Origin of the sequence: Enterobacter sp. JBIWA005 (assembly GCF_019968805.1) — a bacterium.
Classification (GTDB): Bacteria; Pseudomonadota; Gammaproteobacteria; order Enterobacterales; family Enterobacteriaceae; genus Enterobacter; species Enterobacter vonholyi.
The window spans coordinates 899,025-919,196 of record NZ_CP074159.1 but is presented as its reverse complement, the minus strand read 5'-3'; the positions used below and the strand labels follow the sequence as shown (position 1 = coordinate 919,196).

General features: G+C 54.4%; 20 protein-coding genes and 1 tRNA gene. 11 read left to right on the top strand and 10 right to left on the bottom strand.

The window, feature by feature from the left end; genetic code table 11:
- Positions 1-381 precede the first annotated feature (381 nt).
- The 6 genes from KGP22_RS04320 (at position 382) to KGP22_RS04295 (ending at position 6,370) form a co-directional block, all read left to right on the top strand.
- On the top strand, positions 382-1,302 hold the full coding sequence (locus tag KGP22_RS04320; protein WP_223581345.1) for a hypothetical protein: 921 nt from the start codon (positions 382-384) through the stop codon (positions 1,300-1,302).
- A 2-nt stretch (positions 1,303-1,304) separates the two neighbouring features.
- On the top strand, positions 1,305-2,606 hold the full coding sequence (locus KGP22_RS04315; protein ID WP_223581343.1) for a DUF2800 domain-containing protein: 1,302 nt from the start codon (positions 1,305-1,307) through the stop codon (positions 2,604-2,606).
- 15 nt (positions 2,607-2,621) lie between these two features.
- On the top strand, positions 2,622-3,170 hold the full coding sequence (locus KGP22_RS04310) for a DUF2815 family protein (RefSeq protein WP_047747087.1): 549 nt from the start codon (positions 2,622-2,624) through the stop codon (positions 3,168-3,170).
- Positions 3,171-3,217: 47 nt separating this feature from the next.
- Entirely contained in the window at positions 3,218-3,409 is a 192-nt protein-coding gene (locus KGP22_RS04305; protein WP_060816174.1) for a hypothetical protein, read from the top strand.
- Positions 3,406-4,233, top strand: a complete 828-nt coding sequence (locus KGP22_RS04300; RefSeq protein WP_060816175.1) for an SPFH domain-containing protein — start codon at positions 3,406-3,408, stop codon at positions 4,231-4,233. The genes KGP22_RS04305 and KGP22_RS04300 overlap by 4 nt, the downstream gene beginning before the upstream one ends.
- 76 nt (positions 4,234-4,309) lie before the next feature.
- Positions 4,310-6,370, top strand: a complete 2,061-nt coding sequence (locus KGP22_RS04295) for a DNA polymerase (protein WP_223581341.1) — start codon at positions 4,310-4,312, stop codon at positions 6,368-6,370.
- A 7-nt stretch (positions 6,371-6,377) separates the two neighbouring features.
- Here KGP22_RS04295 and KGP22_RS04290 read toward each other — a convergent pair whose 3' ends face one another.
- Positions 6,378-7,406: a hypothetical protein gene (locus KGP22_RS04290; protein WP_223581339.1), complete on the bottom strand. Its 1,029-nt coding sequence runs from the start codon at positions 7,404-7,406 to the stop codon at positions 6,378-6,380.
- A 59-nt stretch (positions 7,407-7,465) separates the two neighbouring features.
- Between KGP22_RS04290 and KGP22_RS04285 the strand changes: the two genes are divergently transcribed.
- The gene (locus KGP22_RS04285; RefSeq protein ID WP_223581337.1) at positions 7,466-7,735 is read left to right on the top strand and encodes a VRR-NUC domain-containing protein; all 270 of its coding nucleotides are present in this window, start codon (positions 7,466-7,468) and stop codon (positions 7,733-7,735) included.
- Here the strand turns inward: KGP22_RS04285 and KGP22_RS04280 are convergent.
- Positions 7,732-8,052, bottom strand: a complete 321-nt coding sequence (locus KGP22_RS04280; RefSeq protein WP_223581335.1) for a hypothetical protein — start codon at positions 8,050-8,052, stop codon at positions 7,732-7,734. The two genes, KGP22_RS04285 and KGP22_RS04280, sit on opposite strands and share 4 nt — an antisense overlap.
- Positions 8,053-8,086: 34 nt before the next feature.
- Between KGP22_RS04280 and KGP22_RS04275 the strand changes: the two genes are divergently transcribed.
- A complete protein-coding gene (locus tag KGP22_RS04275) occupies positions 8,087-9,481 on the top strand; it encodes a DEAD/DEAH box helicase (RefSeq protein WP_223581333.1) in 1,395 nt (464 codons plus the stop codon).
- A complete protein-coding gene (locus KGP22_RS04270; protein WP_000189281.1) occupies positions 9,478-9,666 on the top strand; it encodes an AlpA family phage regulatory protein in 189 nt (62 codons plus the stop codon). Before KGP22_RS04275 ends, KGP22_RS04270 begins: the two co-directional genes overlap by 4 nt.
- Here KGP22_RS04270 and KGP22_RS04265 read toward each other — a convergent pair.
- The 4 genes from KGP22_RS04265 to proB all read right to left on the bottom strand — a co-directional run bounded on the left by KGP22_RS04265 (position 9,663) and on the right by proB (position 13,544).
- The gene (locus KGP22_RS04265) at positions 9,663-10,835 is read right to left on the bottom strand and encodes an integrase arm-type DNA-binding domain-containing protein (protein ID WP_223581331.1); all 1,173 of its coding nucleotides are present in this window, start codon (positions 10,833-10,835) and stop codon (positions 9,663-9,665) included. The two genes, KGP22_RS04270 and KGP22_RS04265, sit on opposite strands and share 4 nt — an antisense overlap.
- A 153-nt stretch (positions 10,836-10,988) precedes the next feature.
- A tRNA-Thr gene (locus KGP22_RS04260) sits at positions 10,989-11,064 on the bottom strand.
- Between the two features lie 111 nt (positions 11,065-11,175).
- Positions 11,176-12,429, bottom strand: coding sequence for a glutamate-5-semialdehyde dehydrogenase (gene proA / locus KGP22_RS04255; RefSeq protein WP_223581329.1), 1,254 nt, complete (start codon positions 12,427-12,429; stop codon positions 11,176-11,178).
- 11 nt (positions 12,430-12,440) lie between these two features.
- Complete coding sequence (proB, locus tag KGP22_RS04250; RefSeq protein ID WP_021242883.1) at positions 12,441-13,544, bottom strand: glutamate 5-kinase; 1,104 nt, start codon at positions 13,542-13,544, stop codon at positions 12,441-12,443.
- 304 nt (positions 13,545-13,848) lie between these two features.
- Here proB and phoE point away from each other — a divergent pair, with 304 nt between their 5' ends.
- Entirely contained in the window at positions 13,849-14,901 is a 1,053-nt protein-coding gene (gene phoE, locus KGP22_RS04245; RefSeq protein ID WP_223581327.1) for a phosphoporin PhoE, read from the top strand.
- 136 nt (positions 14,902-15,037) lie between these two features.
- Here the strand turns inward: phoE and crl are convergent, their stop codons facing one another.
- The 3 genes from crl to gpt all read right to left on the bottom strand — a co-directional run bounded on the left by crl (position 15,038) and on the right by gpt (position 17,304).
- The gene (gene crl, locus KGP22_RS04240; protein WP_008500249.1) at positions 15,038-15,439 is read right to left on the bottom strand and encodes a sigma factor-binding protein Crl; all 402 of its coding nucleotides are present in this window, start codon (positions 15,437-15,439) and stop codon (positions 15,038-15,040) included.
- A gap of 57 nt (positions 15,440-15,496) precedes the next feature.
- The gene (gene frsA / locus KGP22_RS04235; RefSeq protein WP_223581320.1) at positions 15,497-16,741 is read right to left on the bottom strand and encodes an esterase FrsA; all 1,245 of its coding nucleotides are present in this window, start codon (positions 16,739-16,741) and stop codon (positions 15,497-15,499) included.
- A gap of 104 nt (positions 16,742-16,845) precedes the next feature.
- Complete coding sequence (gene gpt, locus KGP22_RS04230; RefSeq protein WP_010427903.1) at positions 16,846-17,304, bottom strand: xanthine phosphoribosyltransferase; 459 nt, start codon at positions 17,302-17,304, stop codon at positions 16,846-16,848.
- A gap of 260 nt (positions 17,305-17,564) precedes the next feature.
- Between gpt and pepD the strand changes: the two genes are divergently transcribed.
- Complete coding sequence (gene pepD, locus KGP22_RS04225) at positions 17,565-19,022, top strand: cytosol nonspecific dipeptidase (protein ID WP_149366158.1); 1,458 nt, start codon at positions 17,565-17,567, stop codon at positions 19,020-19,022.
- Positions 19,023-19,099: 77 nt separating this feature from the next.
- On the opposite strand, the gene dinB is transcribed toward pepD, so the two are convergent.
- A complete protein-coding gene (gene dinB, locus KGP22_RS04220) occupies positions 19,100-20,158 on the bottom strand; it encodes a DNA polymerase IV (RefSeq protein WP_223581319.1) in 1,059 nt (352 codons plus the stop codon).
- Positions 20,159-20,172 lie beyond the last annotated feature (14 nt).

Here is a 20,172-nt window from a genome sequence, read left to right as displayed (position 1 = left end):
TGGCAAAACGAAATGGCACCCGATGGGATCGAGGTAAGCGCCGAGTCCGTATGCGTACGGTAAGCGTAGAGGACCACACCGCGACGAGCTGATAAGTCACGCAAGTTGAAACGACCCGAAGATGGGGCGTGCAGTGAATTTATAAAGCGTCTGTCAGGCGCTTCATTAAGTCCATTGCATTGCTGTGTGTAGTCTTTGCCCCTCACAAGAGGGGCTCTTTTTTGGAGCACTACCGATGAAACCTGAACACCTCCACCGGCTGACGGGGCGCGACGTGCTCCGCTGGCGCCGCAAACATTTCGACATTATTACCGGTCTGGCCCTCGCTACTGCGTTCGGCCTGGCTATTACCTTCATTCTCCTTGTAGCGAGGAACGCAGTATGAGCTTAGAAACAAATCTGGAACTTAATAACCAGCTGGTAACCCGTAACAACGAATTGCTGGAACGTCTTATCACCGCGCTGGCCTCTGGCGTACCTCTCCGCGCGGACACCGTGGCAGAGGTGCAGGAATACCGCGAAACGGTACCGGAAACCAAAGCGGAAAATACCGTTATCCGCAAAGTTACGCTGGACGATCTGGAGTTCAGCGACATTATCGCCCTGGCTGCATTTTACCCGGACGCGCAGGAGCTCAGCGAAACGATGGTTCAGCGCGTGGTTGATTATCGCGACGCCGAAGGCGAGAAGCGCGTTGTGCAGATCGACGCGCTGGACAGCGCCCTGCAGGCTGTTAAACGCGCCGGCCATCTTAACAAGCCAGCATTACTTGACCTGTCACGTAACATCCTGCGCTTCTGGGATGATTTACCGACCATCGCGGCACGCCGTGAGTTTGCCGAGCGTTTACTGGACGCGCCAGCAGATGGGCGACATGAAGTTAAGCCAAAAACCAGCGGTAAGGATGAAGAACGCACGGGGCCGTTCTACTGCAAGAACGTTGATGGCTCCGCCGCCAGCGAGCTTCATACCCTACGAAAGCTGAACGAACTGCTTAAAAAGGGCCATATCGAGATCACTAAAGTTGAGTACCTCCAGCTGCAGGAAGATTTCGCGCGTAAAAACGCGGCAAAAGGTGGTACCGAAGCGGGTGGTGATGCCGGGGATAATGCTGGCGCACAGACCGATTTTGCGGCGCTGCGTAAACAGGCAGAAGGAATGATCCTCCAGCTGGCGAAAGGTGGTTACCGTGCCGAAGCGGTGGCGATTCTGGAAAAACAGGGTGCCAAAAAACTTGGCGAAGTTGCTGACGAGAACCTCGCAGATGTGATCGCTCAGGCTGAAAAAGCGCTGGAGGGTTAATCATGCCAGACGTTCATGCACGACTTTCCCCGTCTTCAGCGCATCGGTGGATGCGCTGCCCCGGTAGTCTGGCGCTGGAGGCCACTCAGCCAGACAAAGAAACGTCCTTCGCTTTAGAAGGTACTGCAGCGCATGCACTTGCCGAAAAGGTGCTGCGCAACCGCCAGAGTCACCCGGAGCACTATGCAGGTTGCAACGTCGCGATGTTCCTCGGCTCCTATCCTCTTGCTGAGCACCCGGATGATACTTCCGGCCCACAGGTAGATGAGGAAATGGTCGAAGCCGTTGGCCGTTACGTCGACACCGTCTGGGCGCTGTCGCAGGGCAATGAGCTGCTGGTCGAGCAGCGTGTCGACTTCTCCCATATCGTGGGCGTAGACGAGTCATTCGGCACCGCCGACGGTGTCATCATCGCGGGCAACGAGCTGCAGATCCACGACCTGAAATACGGTAAGGGTGTGCGCGTCGATGCTGAGCAGAACGAGCAGCTGCAGCTGTATGCCCTGGGCGCGCTCGAGCAGTTCAGCATGCTGTATGACTTCGAGACGGTGCGCCTGTTCATCCACCAGCCGCGGCTTAACCACGTTTCAGAGTGGGCTCTGACGGTGGAAGAGCTCCAGGCGTTCGGCGAGCGAGCGCAGGAGGCGGCGGCCAGTGTGATCGTGATGTTCAACATCGCCGATTGCGAAGGCGTCGAAACCCTGCCGCTGGAAAACTTCACACCCGGTGAGAAACAATGCCGGTTCTGCAAAGCCAGCGCTATCTGTACCGCGCGGCAGCAGTTGCACTTCGACACTATCGCTGGCGATTTCGTCGACCTGACGCAACCTACTGGCGAGCAGTTGGCGGAAGCAGTTAAGCATGTGCCACTGCTCACCGCCGAACAACTGGCGGAGGCATACAGCCAGGCCGATTTTATCGAATCGTGGCTAAAAGCTGTGCGCGACCGGGTGAACAGTGAGCTGAACGCCGGGCATCCGGTACCGGGCTTTAAGCTGGTTACTGGCAAACAGGGTAACCGCGCCTGGAGCGATGAAGAAGCCGCCCGCGCGCTGCTGAAAGACCAGTTCCGATATAAAACTGAGGAGGTTTTCGACCTTAAGCTGATTAGCCCGACCAAAGCAGAGAAGCTTATCAAAAAGGCCAGCCCTCGCCGCTGGACGAAAGTCGAAGCGCTGATCACCCGCGCTGACGGTAAGCCTACCGTCGCCCCCGAATCCGACCCGCGCCCAGCGCTCAATATCAACCCTGTTAACGATTTCGACGACGTGTCCGACGACGCGCTCGCCGCAGACCTCATCTGATTAAGGAACGACTCCATGAAAATTAAACTGAACAACGTCCGTCTGGCTTTCCCTGCTTTGTTCGAAGCAAAAACCGTGAACGGCGAAGGCGACCCGCGCTTCTCTGCTGTTTTCCTGATGGATCCGAAACATCCGCAGCTGGACGAAGTCCGCAAAGCGCTGAAGCAGGTAGCGAAGGAAAAATGGGGTGAGAAGTGGGAAACCATTTACAGCCAGCTGGAGAAAAAGCTCAACCTATGCCTGCATGATGGTGACGAGAAAGCCGAATACGAAGGCTTCCCGGGCAACTTCTTCCTGAACGCTGCCAACAAAGCACGCCCGGCAGTTATCGATCGCGACCGTTCCCCGCTAATCCAGGCTGATGGCCGTCCTTACGCCGGTTGCTACGTCAATGCCGTAATCGACATCTGGGCGCAGGACAACAACTTCGGCAAACGCGTTAACGCATCGCTGGGTGGCGTCCAGTTCCTGCGCGACGGTGACGCGTTCGCTGGCGGCGGTGTGGCCGCGCCGGATGACTTCGACGATATCAGCGAAGGTGCAGACGCCTCCGATCTGGTTTAACGCTCACTCACCCGGCCAAGCGCCGGGTGTTTCACTGGATACCCCCAATGAACAGGATCTACTGGCGGCTGGTCATCACGCTGACCATAGCAGCTCTCGTTTATGGCTTTCTTGTACCCGCGCTGATTTCAATGAAAGACACCACCGCGGTACTCGCGGGTGTTTTTGTCGCGCTGACAACCCCACCCTGCCTGGTAGCTATCTTCAAAGGCATTTTTACTATCAAGGACAAAAAATGAAGAAAATTATTTTTGCCGCCTTACTCGCACTTACCGCGGTTGGCCTCACTGGTTGCGATCGCGTCGAACCGGGTAACGTAGGCATTAAAGTCAATAAGCTCGGTGATGATAAAGGCGTTGGTGAGGTGGTCGGAGTGGGCCGTTACTGGACCGGCTGGAACACCTCCATCTACATTTTCCCGACGTTTAAACAGATGAAAACTTATGACGACGCTTTTAACTTCCAGATGAGTGATGGCACAACAATTGGCTATCACATCGGCGTTGCGTACAAGGTGGACCCGACAAAAGTAACTTCTGTATTCCAGACTTACCGAAAAGGTGTGGATGACATCACTGATACCGATCTACGACAGAAGATTGCCGATGCGCTGAACCGACTCGCCAGCAAGATGAGCACGGATAAATTTATTGATGGTGGAAAATCGGAGCTACTGGATGCAGCGCTACGCGACATACAGGGGGAAATGGGGCCGATTGGCATTCAGGTAATCAGCCTTTCTTATGTAGGAAAACCAGAGTATCCGGATACGGTCGTCGCCTCCATTAACGCAAAAGTCACCGCCAACCAAAAAACGTTGCAACGCCAGCAAGAGGTTCAGCAGCGTGAGGCGGAAGCCAATATGCTCCGCGCAGAAGCTGATGGCCAGGCAGATGCAAAATTAAAACTTGCGAATGCAGAGGCGAAATCCATCGCTATTCGCGGACAGGCACTACGTGAAAACCCCGAAGTACTGCAACTCGAAGCTATCAACAAATGGAACGGCACTCTGCCACAGTACATGACAAACGGTGCAGCAACGCCGTTTGTCTCAGTGAAATAACCCCTCCCCACCCGGCCAAGCGCCGGGTGTTTTGCAAAGAGCGTCCCTTTTCGCAAAGCACCCGCGAGGATTGAGTATGGAAAAATTATGGATTGACCTCGAAACCTTCAGCGAGGTGCCTATTAACAACGGCACCCATGCCTATGCTGAAAAGGTTGAGGTAATGCTGATGGCCTGGGCCATTGACGATGGTCCTGTCAGCGTATGGGATTTAACGACGGGCATTGTAATGCCACCAATGTTGTATCAGGCTCTGGCCGATCCGTCGATTGAGGTGTGGGCGCACAACTCACATTTCGACCGTACGGTTATGCGGCATGACCATCCGGAGCTGGTCCCTGATGTAACACGCTGGCGCGACACGATGGTGCAGGCGCTGGCGCACGGCCTCCCCGGCGCGCTGGGTGCGCTCTGCGAGGTTCTGGGCGTCCCGCAGGACAAGGCGAAGGACAAAGAAGGTAAAGCGCTTATCCAGCTGTTCTGTAAGCCACGCCCAAAGAACAGCAAACTACGCCGGGCCACCAGCAAAACCCACCCGGAAGAATGGCGACGCTTTGTCGCTTACGCTGGTCTTGATATCGAGGCCATGCGCGAAGTGCATAAGCGCCTGCCGAAGTGGAATTATAAGGGTACAGAGCTGGCGCTCTGGCATCGCGACCAGCAGATCAACGACCGAGGCGTCTGCATGGATGTGCAGCTGGCGCAGGCGGCGATCGAGGCGGTTGACCTCGAGCAAAAACGCCTGGCGAAACGCACGCAGGTGATGACCGACGGCGAAGTGCAGGCTGCCACGCAGCGCGATGCGCTGATTAAACACATTGTTGAATCGTACGGTGTGGAGCTGCCGGACATGCAGCGCAGTACGCTGGAACGCCGTATGGCGGATCCTGATCTGCCGTCTGCGGTGAAAGAGTTGCTGGCTATCCGCCTGCAGGCCAGCACCACCAGCACCAGTAAGTACAAATCGCTGATGAAGGGCGTGAGCAGTGACGGTCGCCTGCGCGGCACGCTGCAGTTCTGTGGCGCATCGCGAACCGGGCGCTGGGCCGGGCGATTGTTCCAGCCCCAGAACCTGCCCCGCCCTTCACTTGAGCAGGACCAGATAGACGAGGGCATCGAGGCGCTGAAAGCCGGATGCGCCGATCTGCTGTTCGATAACATCATGGAGCTAACCAGCTCAGCGCTGCGCGGCTGCATCATGGCACCGGAAGGCAAAAAGCTGGTGGTTAGCGACCTGTCGAATATCGAGGGGCGAAAAATGGCCTGGCTTGCCGGCGAGCAGTGGAAACTGGACGCGTTCCGGGAGTACGACGAGGGAACCGGGCCGGACCTGTATAAACTGGCCTACGCCCGCGCCTTCAATATCTCGCCGGACGATGTTGATAAATACCAGCGTCAGATTGGCAAGGTGATGGAACTGGGCCTCGGCTTCGGCGGTGGCGTTGCGGCGTTTCTTACCTTCGCCCTGGTCTACGGCCTCGACCTCGACGAGCTGGCGAACGCTGCACTGCCGAACATTCCCCGAGATGTCATCCGCGAGGCGAAAAGCTGGTATGACGAATCCGTTAAACGTAAGGCGACCTTTGGCCTGTCCGAGCGTGTATTCATCGCGTGTGACTCGCTTAAGCGGCTATGGCGCAGAGCTCACCCGGCAACATGCGATTTCTGGTACGAGCTCGAGCGCACCGTCCGCTCCGCAATAGCCACACCGCAAAAAACGCTGTACTGCGGTTATCTGAAAGTCCGCCGCGATGGCGCATGGCTGCGCATACAGCTTCCGTCCGGGCGCGCACTCTGTTACCCCTCCCCATCTATCGAGAAGGGAAACATCACTTATCAGGGCGTTAACTCCTACTCGCGCAAATGGCAGCGGCTCAAAACCTACGGCGGAAAGCTGGTGGAAAACGTCACTCAGGCGGCCGCCCGTGACGTTCTGGCCGGAAACATGCCGCTGATCGAGGATGCCGGTTACAGCATTGTGCTGACGGTACACGATGAGGTAATCACCGAGGCGCCGGACACAGAAGATTTTAACGATACGGCGCTTTCCGCGCTGCTCTCCACTAACCCCGAATGGGCGCCCGATATCCCGCTGAACGCTGGCGGTTTTGAGGCGTACCACTACCGTAAGGACTAATATGAAATCACTTAAAATCCCGAGATAGCATTTGCGAAGCAGCTGAAGCCGTATAAACTCCAGCATGTTTTATTTCAGCTGCTATTTTGTAACCATCATCCCTAAATTGCGCTAGCATTGAGCTTAAAGAACCAAGTTTTTTAGTATTTAGTACCATCCTGACAACTGTTCCTTCATGATAATGGCCTAACGCGATGTGCTTCTTTCCTTGCTCATCCAGATGTATAGCATGGTCACCGCTACAAATAAGAAAACTACCGCCAAGCTTACATATACGACTGATCATGTAAAGTCCAAACCCTGAATTATGCCAAGGGTTTCTAGTATTAATCCTTGCACCTTTGAAGTTTTTACTAGAAATAGACGGCATTAACGCTAGCTGAATGGCTTCAGAATCATTTTCAGCATCTATATAGGGATTTTTAGATAGGGAGTTTCTCAACCCCATACCATTATCGGAAATTGTTATTTCGACACTACCATAAGAAGGCCAATACTGGGCACAATATTCAATCATCTTTGAATCACTATGCTCCACAACATTGCGCATTACTTCTCTAATGGAATATGTCAAAGCGTCAATAAGATCGCCTTCTTCTTGGCGAGCAAGTATCCTTGCTAGTCTGCCAGAACGCTCCTCAACAACCTCTTGTACTTCAGTGTATTTATCATTAGCTTCATCAATAACGGTTTGAACACGAAGAATGGTGAAGGGGACAAAATTATTATTTCCTTCTGTACATCCTGGTTCACGACCGTGCTTTAATCCGAAAGCCCTAAAAAAAGCCATATTTGCAGCATAATCTTTATTTTCATGTCCACTACAGAAAATTTTAAAACCATCGATATTTTTTTTCTGTTTTCTATAAAAGTCTCTAATATGCTTGGCCACATAAACCATTGCAAAGGGTTCAACCCTCCCCATATTTGAAAAATCTATTGTTATATCTTGCTGCTTTGAATGCTTTTCAATTTCATTACAGAATTCAAATATTTTTTCTGGAGCACATGAAGATGGAAATAGAATACGAGACATATGATTTCCTCAGGGCAATTTTTTAAATGCTACTTAATAAGTGTTAGTAAGGCAAGTTTATGAACTATGAACGTGAAAATATCATCGAAAAACACCTCATCACCGAAGTGAAAAAGGCTGGCGGGGTCGCCTTTAAGTTCGTGTCGCCAGGTCGCCGCTCGGTACCGGATCGCATTGTCCTGCTACCCGGCGGCCGCCTCGTCTTTGTCGAATGCAAAGCGCCAGGCAAACCACCACGCGCCGACCAGCTGCGCGAGCACAAACGGCTCCGCGCGCTGGGCTTTACCGTGGTGGTACTGGATAGCAAAAATCTGGAGGGGATTATTTAGATCCATTCACTCCGGGCATGGTAGCGGCCAGAAGGCAACTGCTTATACACAACTGAGCCCCCCATAGCGTACGTATATGCATGCAACTTTGTCCAAAAATCTCCATGAACAAGTATTTGAGCTAAAAATTTAGGATCAGCAACCATAGATGTCGCAGGAAGTTCAAAGCCCGTAGAAAGTATGTTTACCAGTGAAGGAAACTTTTCAAAATCCGTGCTATTGCCGCCAACTTCTAAAGCATCCAGTTCAAATTCAAGTACCCCGCCGATTTTGTAGTAATCCTGAACTGTTAATCCATTTGTTAACAGAGTAGCCATTAAACAATCCTCCTGAAATTTATAGGGTTACATTATGCCCAAAATATTTACACCTCGCCCCTACCAAGATCTCATCATCAACCATGAAATCGACATTCCGCGCTGCAACGTATGGGCCGGCATGGGCATGGGTAAAACCGTGGCGACGCTCACCACGATGGAAGATCTCTTCATGGCAGGCGCAGAGACTCAGCCCGCGCTGGTGCTGGCACCGCTGCGCGTGGCTGCCAGCACTTGGCCGGATGAAGCGGTGAAATGGGGGCACCTGCGCAATATCGAGGTGCAGCCGATTGTCGGTAACGCCAAAGCGCGCGCTGCGGCACTGGCGAACAGCAACGCCAGCGTGTTTACCATCAACTACGACAACCTGGTCTGGCTGGTGGAAGAGCTGGGCGGTCGCTGGCCGTACGGTACCGTCATTCCCGATGAAAGCACCCGGCTGAAATCCTTCCGGCTGCGCGGCGGCGGTAAGCGCGCGGCGTCGCTGGGTAAAGTGGCGCATAAGCATGTGCGGCGCTGGATGAATCTCACCGGTACGCCAGCGCCGAACGGCCTGGTTGATTTGTGGGGACAGGCGTGGTTTGTGGATCAGGGGCAGCGCCTCGGGCGAACTTACGGCGCGTTTACTTCCCGCTGGTTCAACTCAATACAGTTTCCGGGACAGAGCTGGACGAAGCTGGAGCCGTTCGCCCATTCTCAGGACGAAATACAGCGCGCACTGGCCGACGTGACTATCTCACTGGACGCCGCCGACTGGTTCGATATCAAAGAACCTGTCCACAACGTGATCCGCGTGGAAATGCCTCCGAAAGCCCGCCAGCAGTATCGCGAGATGGAAAAGGAAATGTTCCTCGAGCTGAACGGCGAAGGCATCGAAGCGCCGAACGCGGCGGCAAAGACGGTGAAGTGTCTGCAAATTGCCAGCGGTGCGGTGTACACCGACGACGCCGGAAGCTGGTCAGAACTGCACGACGCGAAGCTGCAGGCGCTGGACAGTATTCTCACCGAAGCAGCTGGCGCTCCGGTACTTGTGGCCTACCACTGGAAACACGACCTCGAGCGTTTGCTTAAAGCATTCCCTCGCGGTCGCCACCTCGACCAAGATCCGCTGACGCTGCGGGACTGGAACGCCGGAAAAATACCTGTCCTGTTCGCGCACCCGGCCAGCGCAGGCCACGGCCTGAACATGCAGGACGGCGGCAACATACTGGTGTTTTTCTCGCACTGGTGGGATCTGGAACAGTACCAGCAAATTATCGAACGCATCGGGCCCACCCGGCAGATTCAGGCCGGACACAACCGCCCGGTGTTCATTCACCACATTATCGCCGCCGACACTATGGACGAAATGGTCATGGAACGGCGCAACTCAAAACGAACAGTGCAGGACATCCTGCTTGATGCCATGAAAAAGAGAGGTATAGCATGACACCGGTTATCTCTGACACTGACCTGATAAACATCAAAGAAGTTGAGCGCTCTGTTGGTTTGAAAAAATCCAGCATTTACGAGCGCATCAGTAATAACGAGTTTCCGAAGCCTAAGAAGCTCGGGAGCCGAACCTCCCGCTGGGTACGCGGCGAGGTCGAAGAGTGGAAAAAACAGTTTCTTTAAATCAAACGCAGTTGGTCAATATAATCCGCATACCACTGCATCATTTCCCGACGCCCTTCCATATACAGGGCATGGTTATAAACCCCGCGTATATTGTTCTTGTCCACGTGAGCGATCTGGAGTTCAACCCAGTCAGAGTTGAATCCTTTATCGTTCAGGATGGTGCTGAATGTATGCCGGAAGCCATGCCCTACTACCCTCCCCTTATATCCCAGCGTGTGGATCATCCGGTTTATAGTGTTCTCACTCATGACCTTTGACGGGTCATTCCTGCCGGGGAACATATTCACGTATCGACCTGTCAGACCGTGCAACTCCTTCAGCAAGACAACAAGCTGATCGGAAAGCGGCACCAGGTGCGGGCGGTCCATCTTCATAAATTCGGCGGGTATCTCCCAAAGCCGATTATCGAAATCTATCCATTCCCATTTTGAATGCCGCAGTTCGTAAGTACGCAGCCCTGCCAGCATCATGATCTGCAAACCCAGCCGGGGAAGCGGGCTCCCCTTGTAACTTTCAAGCGCCGCGAGAAAATCGGGCAACTCTTCAGCCGTCAGGAACGGGAAGGACTCTCCTTTATGCCCGGTCATTGCGCTGTTCAGTTCGCTGACGGGGTTATATTTCGCGCGCCCTGTCGCAACGGCATAGCTGAATACTTCACCGCACCATCGGCGCGTTTTGGCTGCTTTCTCGGTTGCGCCGCGATTCTCAATTTTGCGCAGTGCGGTCAACATCTGGACAGGTTCGATCTCAGCAACCGGCAGCTTACCGACTGCAGGGAAAATATCTTTGTTGAACGCTTCGAGAATGTCAGAGGCATAACCTGGTGACCAGCGCGGTTTCTTGAATTCGTGCCATTCTGCGGCAATCTCTTTAAACGTGATCGTCTTCGCTGCGGCAGCTGCAACGTGGCTTTTGACTTTGACCGGGTCAATACCCGCCGCAACGTTACGCCTGGCCTCGTCGCGTTTTTCGCGTGCGGCCGCCAGCGAAACAGCCGGGTACACACCGAGCGCCAGCATCTTTTCTTTTCCAGCGAAGGTATAGCGGTATCGCCAGTATTTCGCCCCGCTGGTTTTCACCAGCAGAATAAGCCCGTTGCCGTCTGGTAGCTTATAGTCTTTCTCGGCAGGCTTTGCCGTCTCGACCTGTCGCGCGTTTAGTTTCATAGGTACCCGCCTCAAACTCAGATACCCGATTATGTACCCGTTTTAAATTTGGATTGCAACGGTAAAAGGTGGATAACGGCGGACAAACAAAACAGCCAACACCGCAAAAAACAAGGAAAAATGGACGATTGAGGATGGTACTGGATGAAATGATGGTGCCGATAATAGGAGTCGAACCTACGACCTTCGCATTACGAATGCGCTGCTCTACCAACTGAGCTATATCGGCCCTGAGAGGCCGGTTACGAGTGTAACCACGGGGCAAAAGGTTAGTTCTAACCGAGTGATGCGTCAATGCCCTTTTGAATCAAACGGCTACTTTTGCATCACCCGTGATTATTTACGCACGAATCGTATCGTCACCGAAGCCGATCCACTTATACGTGGTCAGCGCTTCGAGGCCCATCGGACCGCGCGCGTGCAGTTTCTGCGTGCTGACCGCTACCTCAGCGCCGAGGCCGAACTGACCGCCGTCGGTGAAGCGGGTGGAGGCATTCACATACACCGCAGAGGAATCCACTTCGTTCACGAAGCGATCGGCATTGCGCAGCGTACGCGTCAGGATGGCGTCAGAATGCTGCGTGCCATGCTCACGAATGTGCGCAATGGCGTCGTCGAGATCTCTCACGATTTTCACGTTCAGATCCAGTGACAGGAACTCGTCGTCGTACTGCTCCGCGTTGACGGGAACGACGTTAGCCGGGCCATCCTGAAGCAGCGCGAGCGCATTGGCGTCAGCATGCAGCGTCACGCCGCTCTCGGCCATCTGTTTGCTCAGGGCCGGCAGGAAGGCGTTTGCAATGTCCTGATGCACCAGCAGCGTTTCCACGGTGTTACAGGTGCTCGGACGCTGGGTCTTCGCGTTAACGATAATCTTCAGCGCCGGTGCAATCTCAGCGCTGTCGTCTACCACGATGTGACACACGCCGATACCGCCGGTGATCACCGGAATCGTCGACTGCTCGCGGCACAGCTTGTGCAGGCCCGCGCCACCGCGTGGGATCAGCATGTCGATGTATTTGTCCATGCGAAGCATTTCGTTGACCAGCGCGCGGTCCGGGCTCTCAATTGCCTGCACGGCACCCGCCGGTAAGCCACACTCTTCCAGCGCCTGCTGAATGACTTTCACCGTCGCGGCGTTGGTGCGCCAGGTCTCTTTCCCACCGCGCAGAATGGCGGCGTTGCCGGTTTTCAGGCACAGGGAGGCGACATCCACCGTCACGTTTGGTCTGGCTTCATAAATAACGCCGATAACGCCGAGCGGCACGCGACGGCGCTCCAGGCGTAAACCGCTGTCCAGCAGCCCACCGTCAATCACCTGCCCTACCGGGTCGGCCAGATTGCATACCTGACGAACATCGTCGGCGATGCCTTTCAGGCGGGCCGGGGTCAACGCCAGACGGTCGAGCATCGCTTCGCTCAGACCGTTGCGGCGCGCTTCCAGTAAATCCTGCTCGTTGGCGAGCAAAATCTCCTGAGACTGTGATTCGAGATAATCAGCGATTTTTTCCAGCACGCGGTTTTTCTCGCGGCTGGAAAGGAGCGCCAGTGTATAAGAGGCGGCCTTCGCGGCGGCGCCCATTTGTTCCAGCATGTTCTGGCTCCTTAACGAATAATCATGTCATCGCGATGCACGGCAACCGGGCCATATTCATAGCCCAGAATGGCGTCGATCTGCTGCGAATGGTGACCCGCGATGCGGCGCAGGGCATCGCTGTTATAGCGGCTTACGCCGTGGGCGATGTCGCGGCCTTCGAGGTTACGAATACGGATCACTTCACCACGGGAGAAGTTGCCTGTCACGCTTTTAATTCCTTTAGGAAGTAATGAACTTCCTCGTTCCAGAATCGCGGCGGTTGCCCCTTCATCAACGACGAGTTCGCCCGCAGGCGGCGCGCCAAATATCCAGCGTTTACGGTTTTCCAGCGGGGATTCCTGAGCGTGGAAGCGGGTGCCGACGGAGATGCCTTCCATCACGTCGCCAATCACGCCAGGGCGGCTGCCCGCGGCAATGATGGTGTCGATACCGGCGCGGCACGCCACGTCAGCGGCCTGCAGCTTGGTCCCCATACCGCCCGTTCCGAGGCCTGAAACGCTGTCACCGGCGATAGCGCGCAGCGCATCGTCGATGCCGTGAACGTCGGTAATCAGCTCGGCTTCCGGGTTAGCGCGCGGATCGGCGGTGAACAGCCCCTGCTGATCGGTCAGCAACAGTAATTTATCGGCTCCGGCCAGAATGGCGGCCAGAGCCGAAAGGTTATCGTTATCACCCACTTTGATTTCAGCGGTAGCAACGGCATCGTTCTCGTTAATGACCGGAACAATATTGTTGTCCAGCAGCGCGCGCAGGGTATCGCGGGCGTTCAGGAAGCGCTCTCTGTCTTCCATATCCGCACGCGTCAGCAGCATCTGCCCGACGTGAATGCCATAGATAGAGAACAGCTGTTCCCAGAGTTGAATGAGTCGGCTTTGTCCCACGGCGGCCAGGAGCTGTTTGGAGGCGATCGTCGCGGGGAGTTCGGGGTAACCCAGGTGCTCACGCCCGGCGGCAATCGCCCCGGAGGTCACAATCACAATACGATGCCCTGCGGCATGTAACTGAGCGCACTGACGTACAAGCTCAACAATGTGGGCGCGATTTAGGCGGCGCGATCCGCCTGTTAAAACACTGGTACCGAGTTTTACCACCAGCGTCTGGCTGTCACTCATGATTCTCTGCCGTTCAACGATAAGGGAAAGTAATGTCAAACGAACGTTTTAACAGGAGTCAGCCCCGTTGCCAACTGCCTTAGCACATCGCGAAACACTTTGTTGCGCGGGATCAGGAAGCGTAGCGGGAGAATTTGACAGTTTTATTACCGAAATAATAAATCACAGTTTTTTAAAATTATTCTTAGTTTGTCATAAAAGTTTCATTCCAGAACGATAAAACCCTTCCTGTTTTTTCACGGGACTTAAGCATGAGCTTATCGTCCAGCGAATTTTTTAGCGCGTTTATAAGACAGGATCGAAAATGAAAAAGAGCACTCTGGCATTAATGGTTATGGGCGTAGTGGCTTCTGCATCCGTTCACGCAGCTGAAGTTTATAATAAAAATGGTAATAAGCTGGACGTGTACGGCAAAGTGAAAGCCATGCACTACATCAGCGATGATGCTACCAAAGATGGCGATCAGACTTACGTTCGTTTCGGTTTTAAAGGCGAAACGCAGATTAACGATCAGCTGACGGGCTATGGCCGTTGGGAATCTGAATTTTCAGGTAACAAAGCCGAGAGCGACTCTACTCAGAAAACGCGTCTGGCGTTCGCGGGCCTGAAGCTGAAAAACTTTGGTTCACTGGATTACGGTCGTAACCTGGGTGCCCTGTATGACGTCGAAGCATGGACCGATATGTTCCCTGAGTTCGGCGGCGACTCTTCCGCGCAGACCGATAACTTCATGACCAAGCGTGCGACCGGTCTTGCCACTTACCGCAATACCGACTTCTTCGGCGCGGTTGACGGCCTGGACATGACCCTGCAGTACCAGGGCAAAAACGAAAACCGTGACGCCAAGAAACAGAACGGTGACGGTTTTGGTACCTCTCTGACCTATGACTTCGGCGGCAGCGATTTCGCCGTCAGCGGCGCCTACACCAACTCTGACCGCACCAACGCTCAGAACCTGCTGGCGCGTGGCCAGGGCCAGAAAGCAGAAGCCTGGGCAACCGGTCTGAAATATGATGCGAACGATATTTATCTGGCTGCAATGTATTCTGAAACGCGCAATATGACGCCAATTTCCGGTGGGTTTGCAAATAAAGCGCAGAACTTTGAAGTGGTCGCACAATATCAGTTCGACTTCGGTCTGCGCCCGTCCCTGGGTTATGTCCAGTCTAAAGGCAAAGATATCGAAGGTATTGGCGACGAAGATCTGGTCAAATATATTGACGTTGGCGCGACCTATTACTTCAACAAAAATATGTCCGCCTTTGTTGATTATAAAATCAACCAGATTGACGACAAAAATAAACTGGGCGTGAGCAGCGATGACATCGTTGCACTGGGTATGACCTACCAGTTCTAAGATTATCCGAATAAGAAAATCCCGGCAGTTGAGCCGGGATTTTTTTTGCCCGGTGGCGCTGCGCTTACCGGGCCTACGGGATAGTGCATTTTGTAGGCCGGGTAAGGCGAAGCCGCCACCCGGCGCTGTGACGCTATCAGGCAGTCAGCTTCACCGCTTCGCTGGAAAAGTCATCTGCGGGTTCGAACTTGAGATCCAGAGTCGCCAGCAGTGCGCTCGCTTTGTCGTGAAACTCTTTCAGGGTGTATTCCAGGCGGTCAATGACTTCCTGATCTTTAATGGTGGTCGCCTGCCAGTTGCCGTCTTTATTAAACAGGCCAAACTGGTAGCTATACGTAAAACGTTTTTCCTCTGCTTCCATTTCCATCCACCAGCCCCAGAATTCACGTTTTTCGGGTGCAGGCTTCACGTTGACGCATACAGCCAGGCAGTCGAAAAAAAAGCGATTCTCTTCACACTGCTCTTCTCGAATATACGGGCCAAGAGCCATGAACTTCTTAATCAATCTACTTTTCGGGTGTCCACTCGGTAACGTCATTGCGATCTCCTTTTGTGAAGCCACTGTTTTACCAAACCAGCGAAATTTAGCAATCTATTAACACAATCTCTGAGCGATCCAGCGCGTAATCTCTTTCAGTGCTTTGTCGAAATTCTGATAGACCGGGCTGAACGGCACCTCAAGCAATTTGCCATCCGCAGATGACGAAGTGATTAAGCGCGACTCTTCTTCCGGACTAAATGGATCGTTTTTCCAGAACCCCGACAGCATCGGCGTCGGGCAGCGACGTCCCAGCAAGCCTTGCGTTTTTAAAGAGTAGCGATTGAGCTCAACGCGCAGCGCTTCGTCTGATGCATCATGCATGCCAAGACGGCTGGCCAGCACATCAAGGTACATTTCAGGTACGTTGCCCTGACGGGCAGGATCGCTGAGCAGGGCGTGTACGACCGGGCCGAGGCAGGCGACGGCTTTAAGGCGAGAAGATTCAAGATACGCCAGACGCACCGCGACGTTCGCGCCGAAACGGAAGCCGAATGCCGCCACGCGGGTGTGGTCAACCCAAGGAATGTTTTCCAGTGCTTTTAGCGCATGCTGGTGCAGCAGGCTGGAATCCTGAGTCAGTTTCCATTTGGAGGAGAAGCCGATTGAGGGCATATCCAGCGTCAGCATCGCGATCCCTTTTGGTGCGAAGTAGCGCTCATACAGGCTGTAATAATCGATTTGCAGCGAATCCAGCCCGCCGCACATGAGGACGGTCGGGAACGGGCCTTCACCTTCAGGCATATGCAGGAACCCGGTAATGGATGACCCACCCGGAATGGTAAACTCGAGTTCGCGCATCTGGCCCGGCAGGCGTTGAGCCGCCTCTTCGTAGGCGCGATTCGCCAGCGCCTGTGCCTGCTCAGCAAGCTCATCACCTTTCAGATGTGGATAAGCGGCAATGGCGTAGAGATTGGACGCATGCAGCCAGTGCTTGCCGCTGCGCGTGGCATCCTCTTCCTGGCTGGCTTTTTGCTGCCAGACCATCGCCTGTTTAGACCACTCATAGATCCAGTTTCCGCCACGGTAGCCCACCACGGTATCATAGAGTTCGCTGTCGGTACGCTCGGCTTCACTCATCACGATACGTGCCTGCACATCGAGGATTTCACGGGGGTCGATACCGCGCCAGATCCACATCAGGCGGTTAATCATGCGATACCAGTGAGGCACGTTTTTACCGTCTAACGCGGACTGGACGGCAGGCTGGGTACCCGGATTAAAGCGACGCACCAGCGTCGACGTTTCAGGGTGTTTGAAACGGGGCTTGAAGAGTGTCTCGGTGAGATTCGCCTGCGTCATTGCGTTGCCTCCATGAATACGTCATATGAAGACTATTGTAACGCGTGGCAGGCCAAAAAGAACAACGCCCGACATAGCCGGGCGTGTAAAGTTACGTACTGGTATTAACGGCCTGAAATAGGCGGTACAAAGACCACGCCCATATCCCATGGCTGTTCAATCCAGGTATCCTGCGGGATATCAATCACGTAATCGTCAACCAGCGGGCGGCCAGCCGGTTTAGCGAAGATAGTGACGAAGTGCGCTTTAGGATACATTTCGCGGATAGCGACCGCAGTACCGCCGGTATCCACCAGGTCATCAATAACGATGAAGCCTTCACCGTCACCTTCCGCACGTTTCAGCACGGTCAGCTCACGCTGATTGTCATGGTCATAGCTGGAGATGCAAACGGTATCGACATGACGAATACCCAGCTCACGTGCCAGCAGCGCCCCCGGTACCAGACCGCCACGGCTGACGGCAATAATGCCTTTCCACTGTTCGGAAGGCATCAGACGCGCAGCCAGTTTGCGTGCGTGAATCTGCAACATGTCCCAGGTGACGACGTATTTTTCGCTCATGTGAAGTGTCCCAGCCTGTTTTTATACGGCTTAAAAAGTGTTCGAGGGGGAAATAGGTTGCGCGAGATTATAGAGATCTGACGCACTAAAAACCAGTGTTTAGCGCCCTCTGCCTGAGTTTTTACATGCTTTATGCTACCAGCCAGCAGAGAAAGTGGTATTCTCAGTTTCATCTCGCAAGCCTGACTTGTGGTAACTATTAACCTGCTAACCCTGTGACCTGCAACCCTGTTTGCAGCGCCTCGACAAGGAGACTTATCGTGTCTGAACTGTCTCAACTATCTCCGCAGCCGCTGTGGGATATTTTTGCCAAAATCTGCTCTATTCCACACCCTTCCTACCATGAAGAACAGCTTGCCGAACATATTATGGGCTGGGCGAAGGAAAAAGGTCTGCATGCTGAACGCGACCAGGTTGGCAATATTCTGATCCGCAAACCTGCAACCGCAGGCATGGAAAACCGCAAACCGGTTGTGCTGCAGGCGCACCTGGACATGGTGCCACAGAAGAACAACGACACCGTTCACGACTTCACCAAAGACCCGATTCAACCGTACATCGACGGCGACTGGGTGAAAGCACGCGGCACCACGCTGGGCGCGGATAACGGCATCGGTATGGCCTCTGCGCTGGCGGTGCTGGCCGACGACAGCGTTGAGCACGGTCCACTGGAAGTGCTGCTGACCATGACCGAAGAAGCGGGCATGGACGGCGCGTTCGGTCTGCAGGCGAACTGGCTGCAGGCGGACATCCTGATCAACACCGACTCAGAAGAAGAAGGCGAGATCTACATGGGCTGCGCGGGCGGGATTGATTTCATCTCTACCCTGCCGCTGTCGCGCGAAGCGATTCCTGCGGGCTTCCAGACCTTCAAGCTGACGCTGAAAGGTCTGAAAGGCGGCCACTCCGGCGGCGATATTCACCTGGGTCTGGGTAACGCCAACAAGCTGCTGGCACGCTTCCTGGCAGGCCATGCGGCCGAGCTGGACCTGCGTCTGGTAGACTTCAACGGCGGTACCCTGCGTAACGCGATCCCACGCGAAGCGTTCGCCACCGTAGCAGTTCCAGCAGCAAAAGCGGACGAGCTGAAAAAACTCTCCACCGTATACCTGGAAATCCTGAAAAACGAACTGTCGGCGAAAGAGAAAAACCTGACCGTAGTGCTGGAATCTGTTTCTACAGATAAAGCCGCGCTGACCGTACAGTCTCGTGACACCTTCGTTCAGCTGCTGAACGCAACGCCAAACGGTGTGATCCGCAACTCTGACGTGGCGAAAGGCGTCGTGGAAACCTCACTGAACGTGGGCGTGGTGACCATGAGCGACGACAGCGCGGAAATCATCTGCCTGATCCGTTCACTGATCGACAGCGGTAAAGAGTACGTGGTGAGCATGCTGGAATCTCTGGGCACGCTGGCGGGCGCGAAAACGTCTGCAAAAGGCAGCTACCCGGGCTGGCAGCCGGATGCAAGCTCTCCGGTGATGGCGCTGGTGCGTGAAACTTACCAGCGTCTGTTCAACAGCACCCCGAACATTCAGGTGATCCACGCCGGTCTGGAATGTGGTCTGTTCAAGAAACCGTATCCGGATATGGATATGGTGTCCATCGGGCCAACCATTACCGGTCCACACTCGCCGGATGAGCAGGTTCATATCGAAAGCGTCGGTCACTACTGGACGCTGCTGACTGAACTGCTGAAAGCGATCCCTGCGAAATAACATCTTCATCCCAACCCTCTTCCTGTGGAAGAGGGTGAAAAATCCAGGCCCGGTAAGCGTAGCGCCACCGGGCTTTTTTACAATCCCAGAACCAGCTGTCGCTCTAGCTGCGGATCCAGCAGCGTGACGTGCAATCCCACCAGCCTTACCCCTCGACCGCCCCGGCGCTCTTCCCATGCCTTTTTTGCCGTCGCGATAAGATCGTCTTTATTCAGTCGCGGCCAGACGTGTTCCTGCGTGGTCTGCTGGAAGTCGTTGAATTTTAATTTGATACCCTGACGGGCAATCAGCAGGTCCGGCTTCACCTTGATTAAACGCCGTTCCAGCTCCGGATAAAGCTGTTCCGTGATGATCGTTTCGCATTCGGACCAGTCATGTATATCTTCAATGAGGGTGCGCTCAACGCCGACGGATTTACGGAGCCGCTCGCTGTTCACATCGCGATCGTCAATTCCCTGGCTACGCTCCCACAGCACGCGGCCAAACTTCCCGAAACGCTTGAGCAGCATGGCGAGATCGCTTTGCTGCACGTCTTCACAGGTCCGTAGCCCCATGCTTTCCAGCTTTGCGGCAGAAACTTTTCCTACCCCGGGGATTTTGCCGAGCGGCAGCGTTTTTAAAAATGCAGGCACCTCTTCCGGTGTGATGACGTACTGACCGTTGGGCTTATTTAAATCGGAGGCGATTTTGGCAAGGAATTTAACGGGCGCGACGCCCGCCGACGCCGTCAAATTCAGCTCGTTGAAAATCGTCTGGCGGATCTCCTTCGCCATCAGCGTGGCGGAGCCGTGGCAGTGAACGCTGTCGGTCACGTCCAGATAGGCTTCGTCGAGCGACAGCGGCTCTATGAGAGAGGTATAGCGGGAGAAGATTTCCCGGATGTGAAGGGAAGCCTCTTTATAGGCTTCAAACCGGCCGGGCAAAAGCGTGAGATGAGGACAAAGCTTTAAGGCCATCGCCGTCGGCATGGCGCTGCGCACGCCAAATTTGCGCGCAGGATAGTTGGCGGTGCTGATGACGCCACGCTGAACGCGGCTGCCGCCAATGGCGATGGGAATATCCCGCAGCGCCGGGTTGTCTCGCATCTCCACTGCGGCAAAAAAGCAGTCCATATCAACATGGATTATTTTGCGCATAGTATGCCCTCACT

Bases quoted from the DNA above. Each gene is read 5' to 3' on its own strand.
- KGP22_RS04315 (WP_223581343.1), top strand. From the start codon at position 1,305: ATGCCAGACGTTCATGCACGACTTTCCCCGTCTTCAGCGCATCGGTGG.
- gpt (WP_010427903.1), bottom strand. From the start codon at position 17,304: ATGAGCGAAAAATACGTCGTCACCTGGGACATGTTGCAGATTCACGCA.
- proA (WP_223581329.1), bottom strand. From the start codon at position 12,429: ATGCTGGAACAAATGGGCGCCGCCGCGAAGGCCGCCTCTTATACACTG.
- KGP22_RS04280 (WP_223581335.1), bottom strand. From the start codon at position 8,052: ATGGCTACTCTGTTAACAAATGGATTAACAGTTCAGGATTACTACAAA.
- frsA (WP_223581320.1), bottom strand. From the start codon at position 16,741: ATGACGCAGGCGAATCTCACCGAGACACTCTTCAAGCCCCGTTTCAAA.
- KGP22_RS04290 (WP_223581339.1), bottom strand. From the start codon at position 7,406: ATGTCTCGTATTCTATTTCCATCTTCATGTGCTCCAGAAAAAATATTT.
- KGP22_RS04320 (WP_223581345.1), top strand. From the start codon at position 382: ATGAGCTTAGAAACAAATCTGGAACTTAATAACCAGCTGGTAACCCGT.
- crl (WP_008500249.1), bottom strand. From the start codon at position 15,439: ATGACGTTACCGAGTGGACACCCGAAAAGTAGATTGATTAAGAAGTTC.
- KGP22_RS04265 (WP_223581331.1), bottom strand. From the start codon at position 10,835: ATGAAACTAAACGCGCGACAGGTCGAGACGGCAAAGCCTGCCGAGAAA.
- proB (WP_021242883.1), bottom strand. From the start codon at position 13,544: ATGAGTGACAGCCAGACGCTGGTGGTAAAACTCGGTACCAGTGTTTTA.
- KGP22_RS04275 (WP_223581333.1), top strand. From the start codon at position 8,087: ATGCCCAAAATATTTACACCTCGCCCCTACCAAGATCTCATCATCAAC.
- KGP22_RS04310 (WP_047747087.1), top strand. From the start codon at position 2,622: ATGAAAATTAAACTGAACAACGTCCGTCTGGCTTTCCCTGCTTTGTTC.
- phoE (WP_223581327.1), top strand. From the start codon at position 13,849: ATGAAAAAGAGCACTCTGGCATTAATGGTTATGGGCGTAGTGGCTTCT.
- KGP22_RS04295 (WP_223581341.1), top strand. From the start codon at position 4,310: ATGGAAAAATTATGGATTGACCTCGAAACCTTCAGCGAGGTGCCTATT.
- KGP22_RS04305 (WP_060816174.1), top strand. From the start codon at position 3,218: ATGAACAGGATCTACTGGCGGCTGGTCATCACGCTGACCATAGCAGCT.
- KGP22_RS04285 (WP_223581337.1), top strand. From the start codon at position 7,466: ATGAACTATGAACGTGAAAATATCATCGAAAAACACCTCATCACCGAA.
- KGP22_RS04270 (WP_000189281.1), top strand. From the start codon at position 9,478: ATGACACCGGTTATCTCTGACACTGACCTGATAAACATCAAAGAAGTT.
- KGP22_RS04300 (WP_060816175.1), top strand. From the start codon at position 3,406: ATGAAGAAAATTATTTTTGCCGCCTTACTCGCACTTACCGCGGTTGGC.
- dinB (WP_223581319.1), bottom strand. From the start codon at position 20,158: ATGCGCAAAATAATCCATGTTGATATGGACTGCTTTTTTGCCGCAGTG.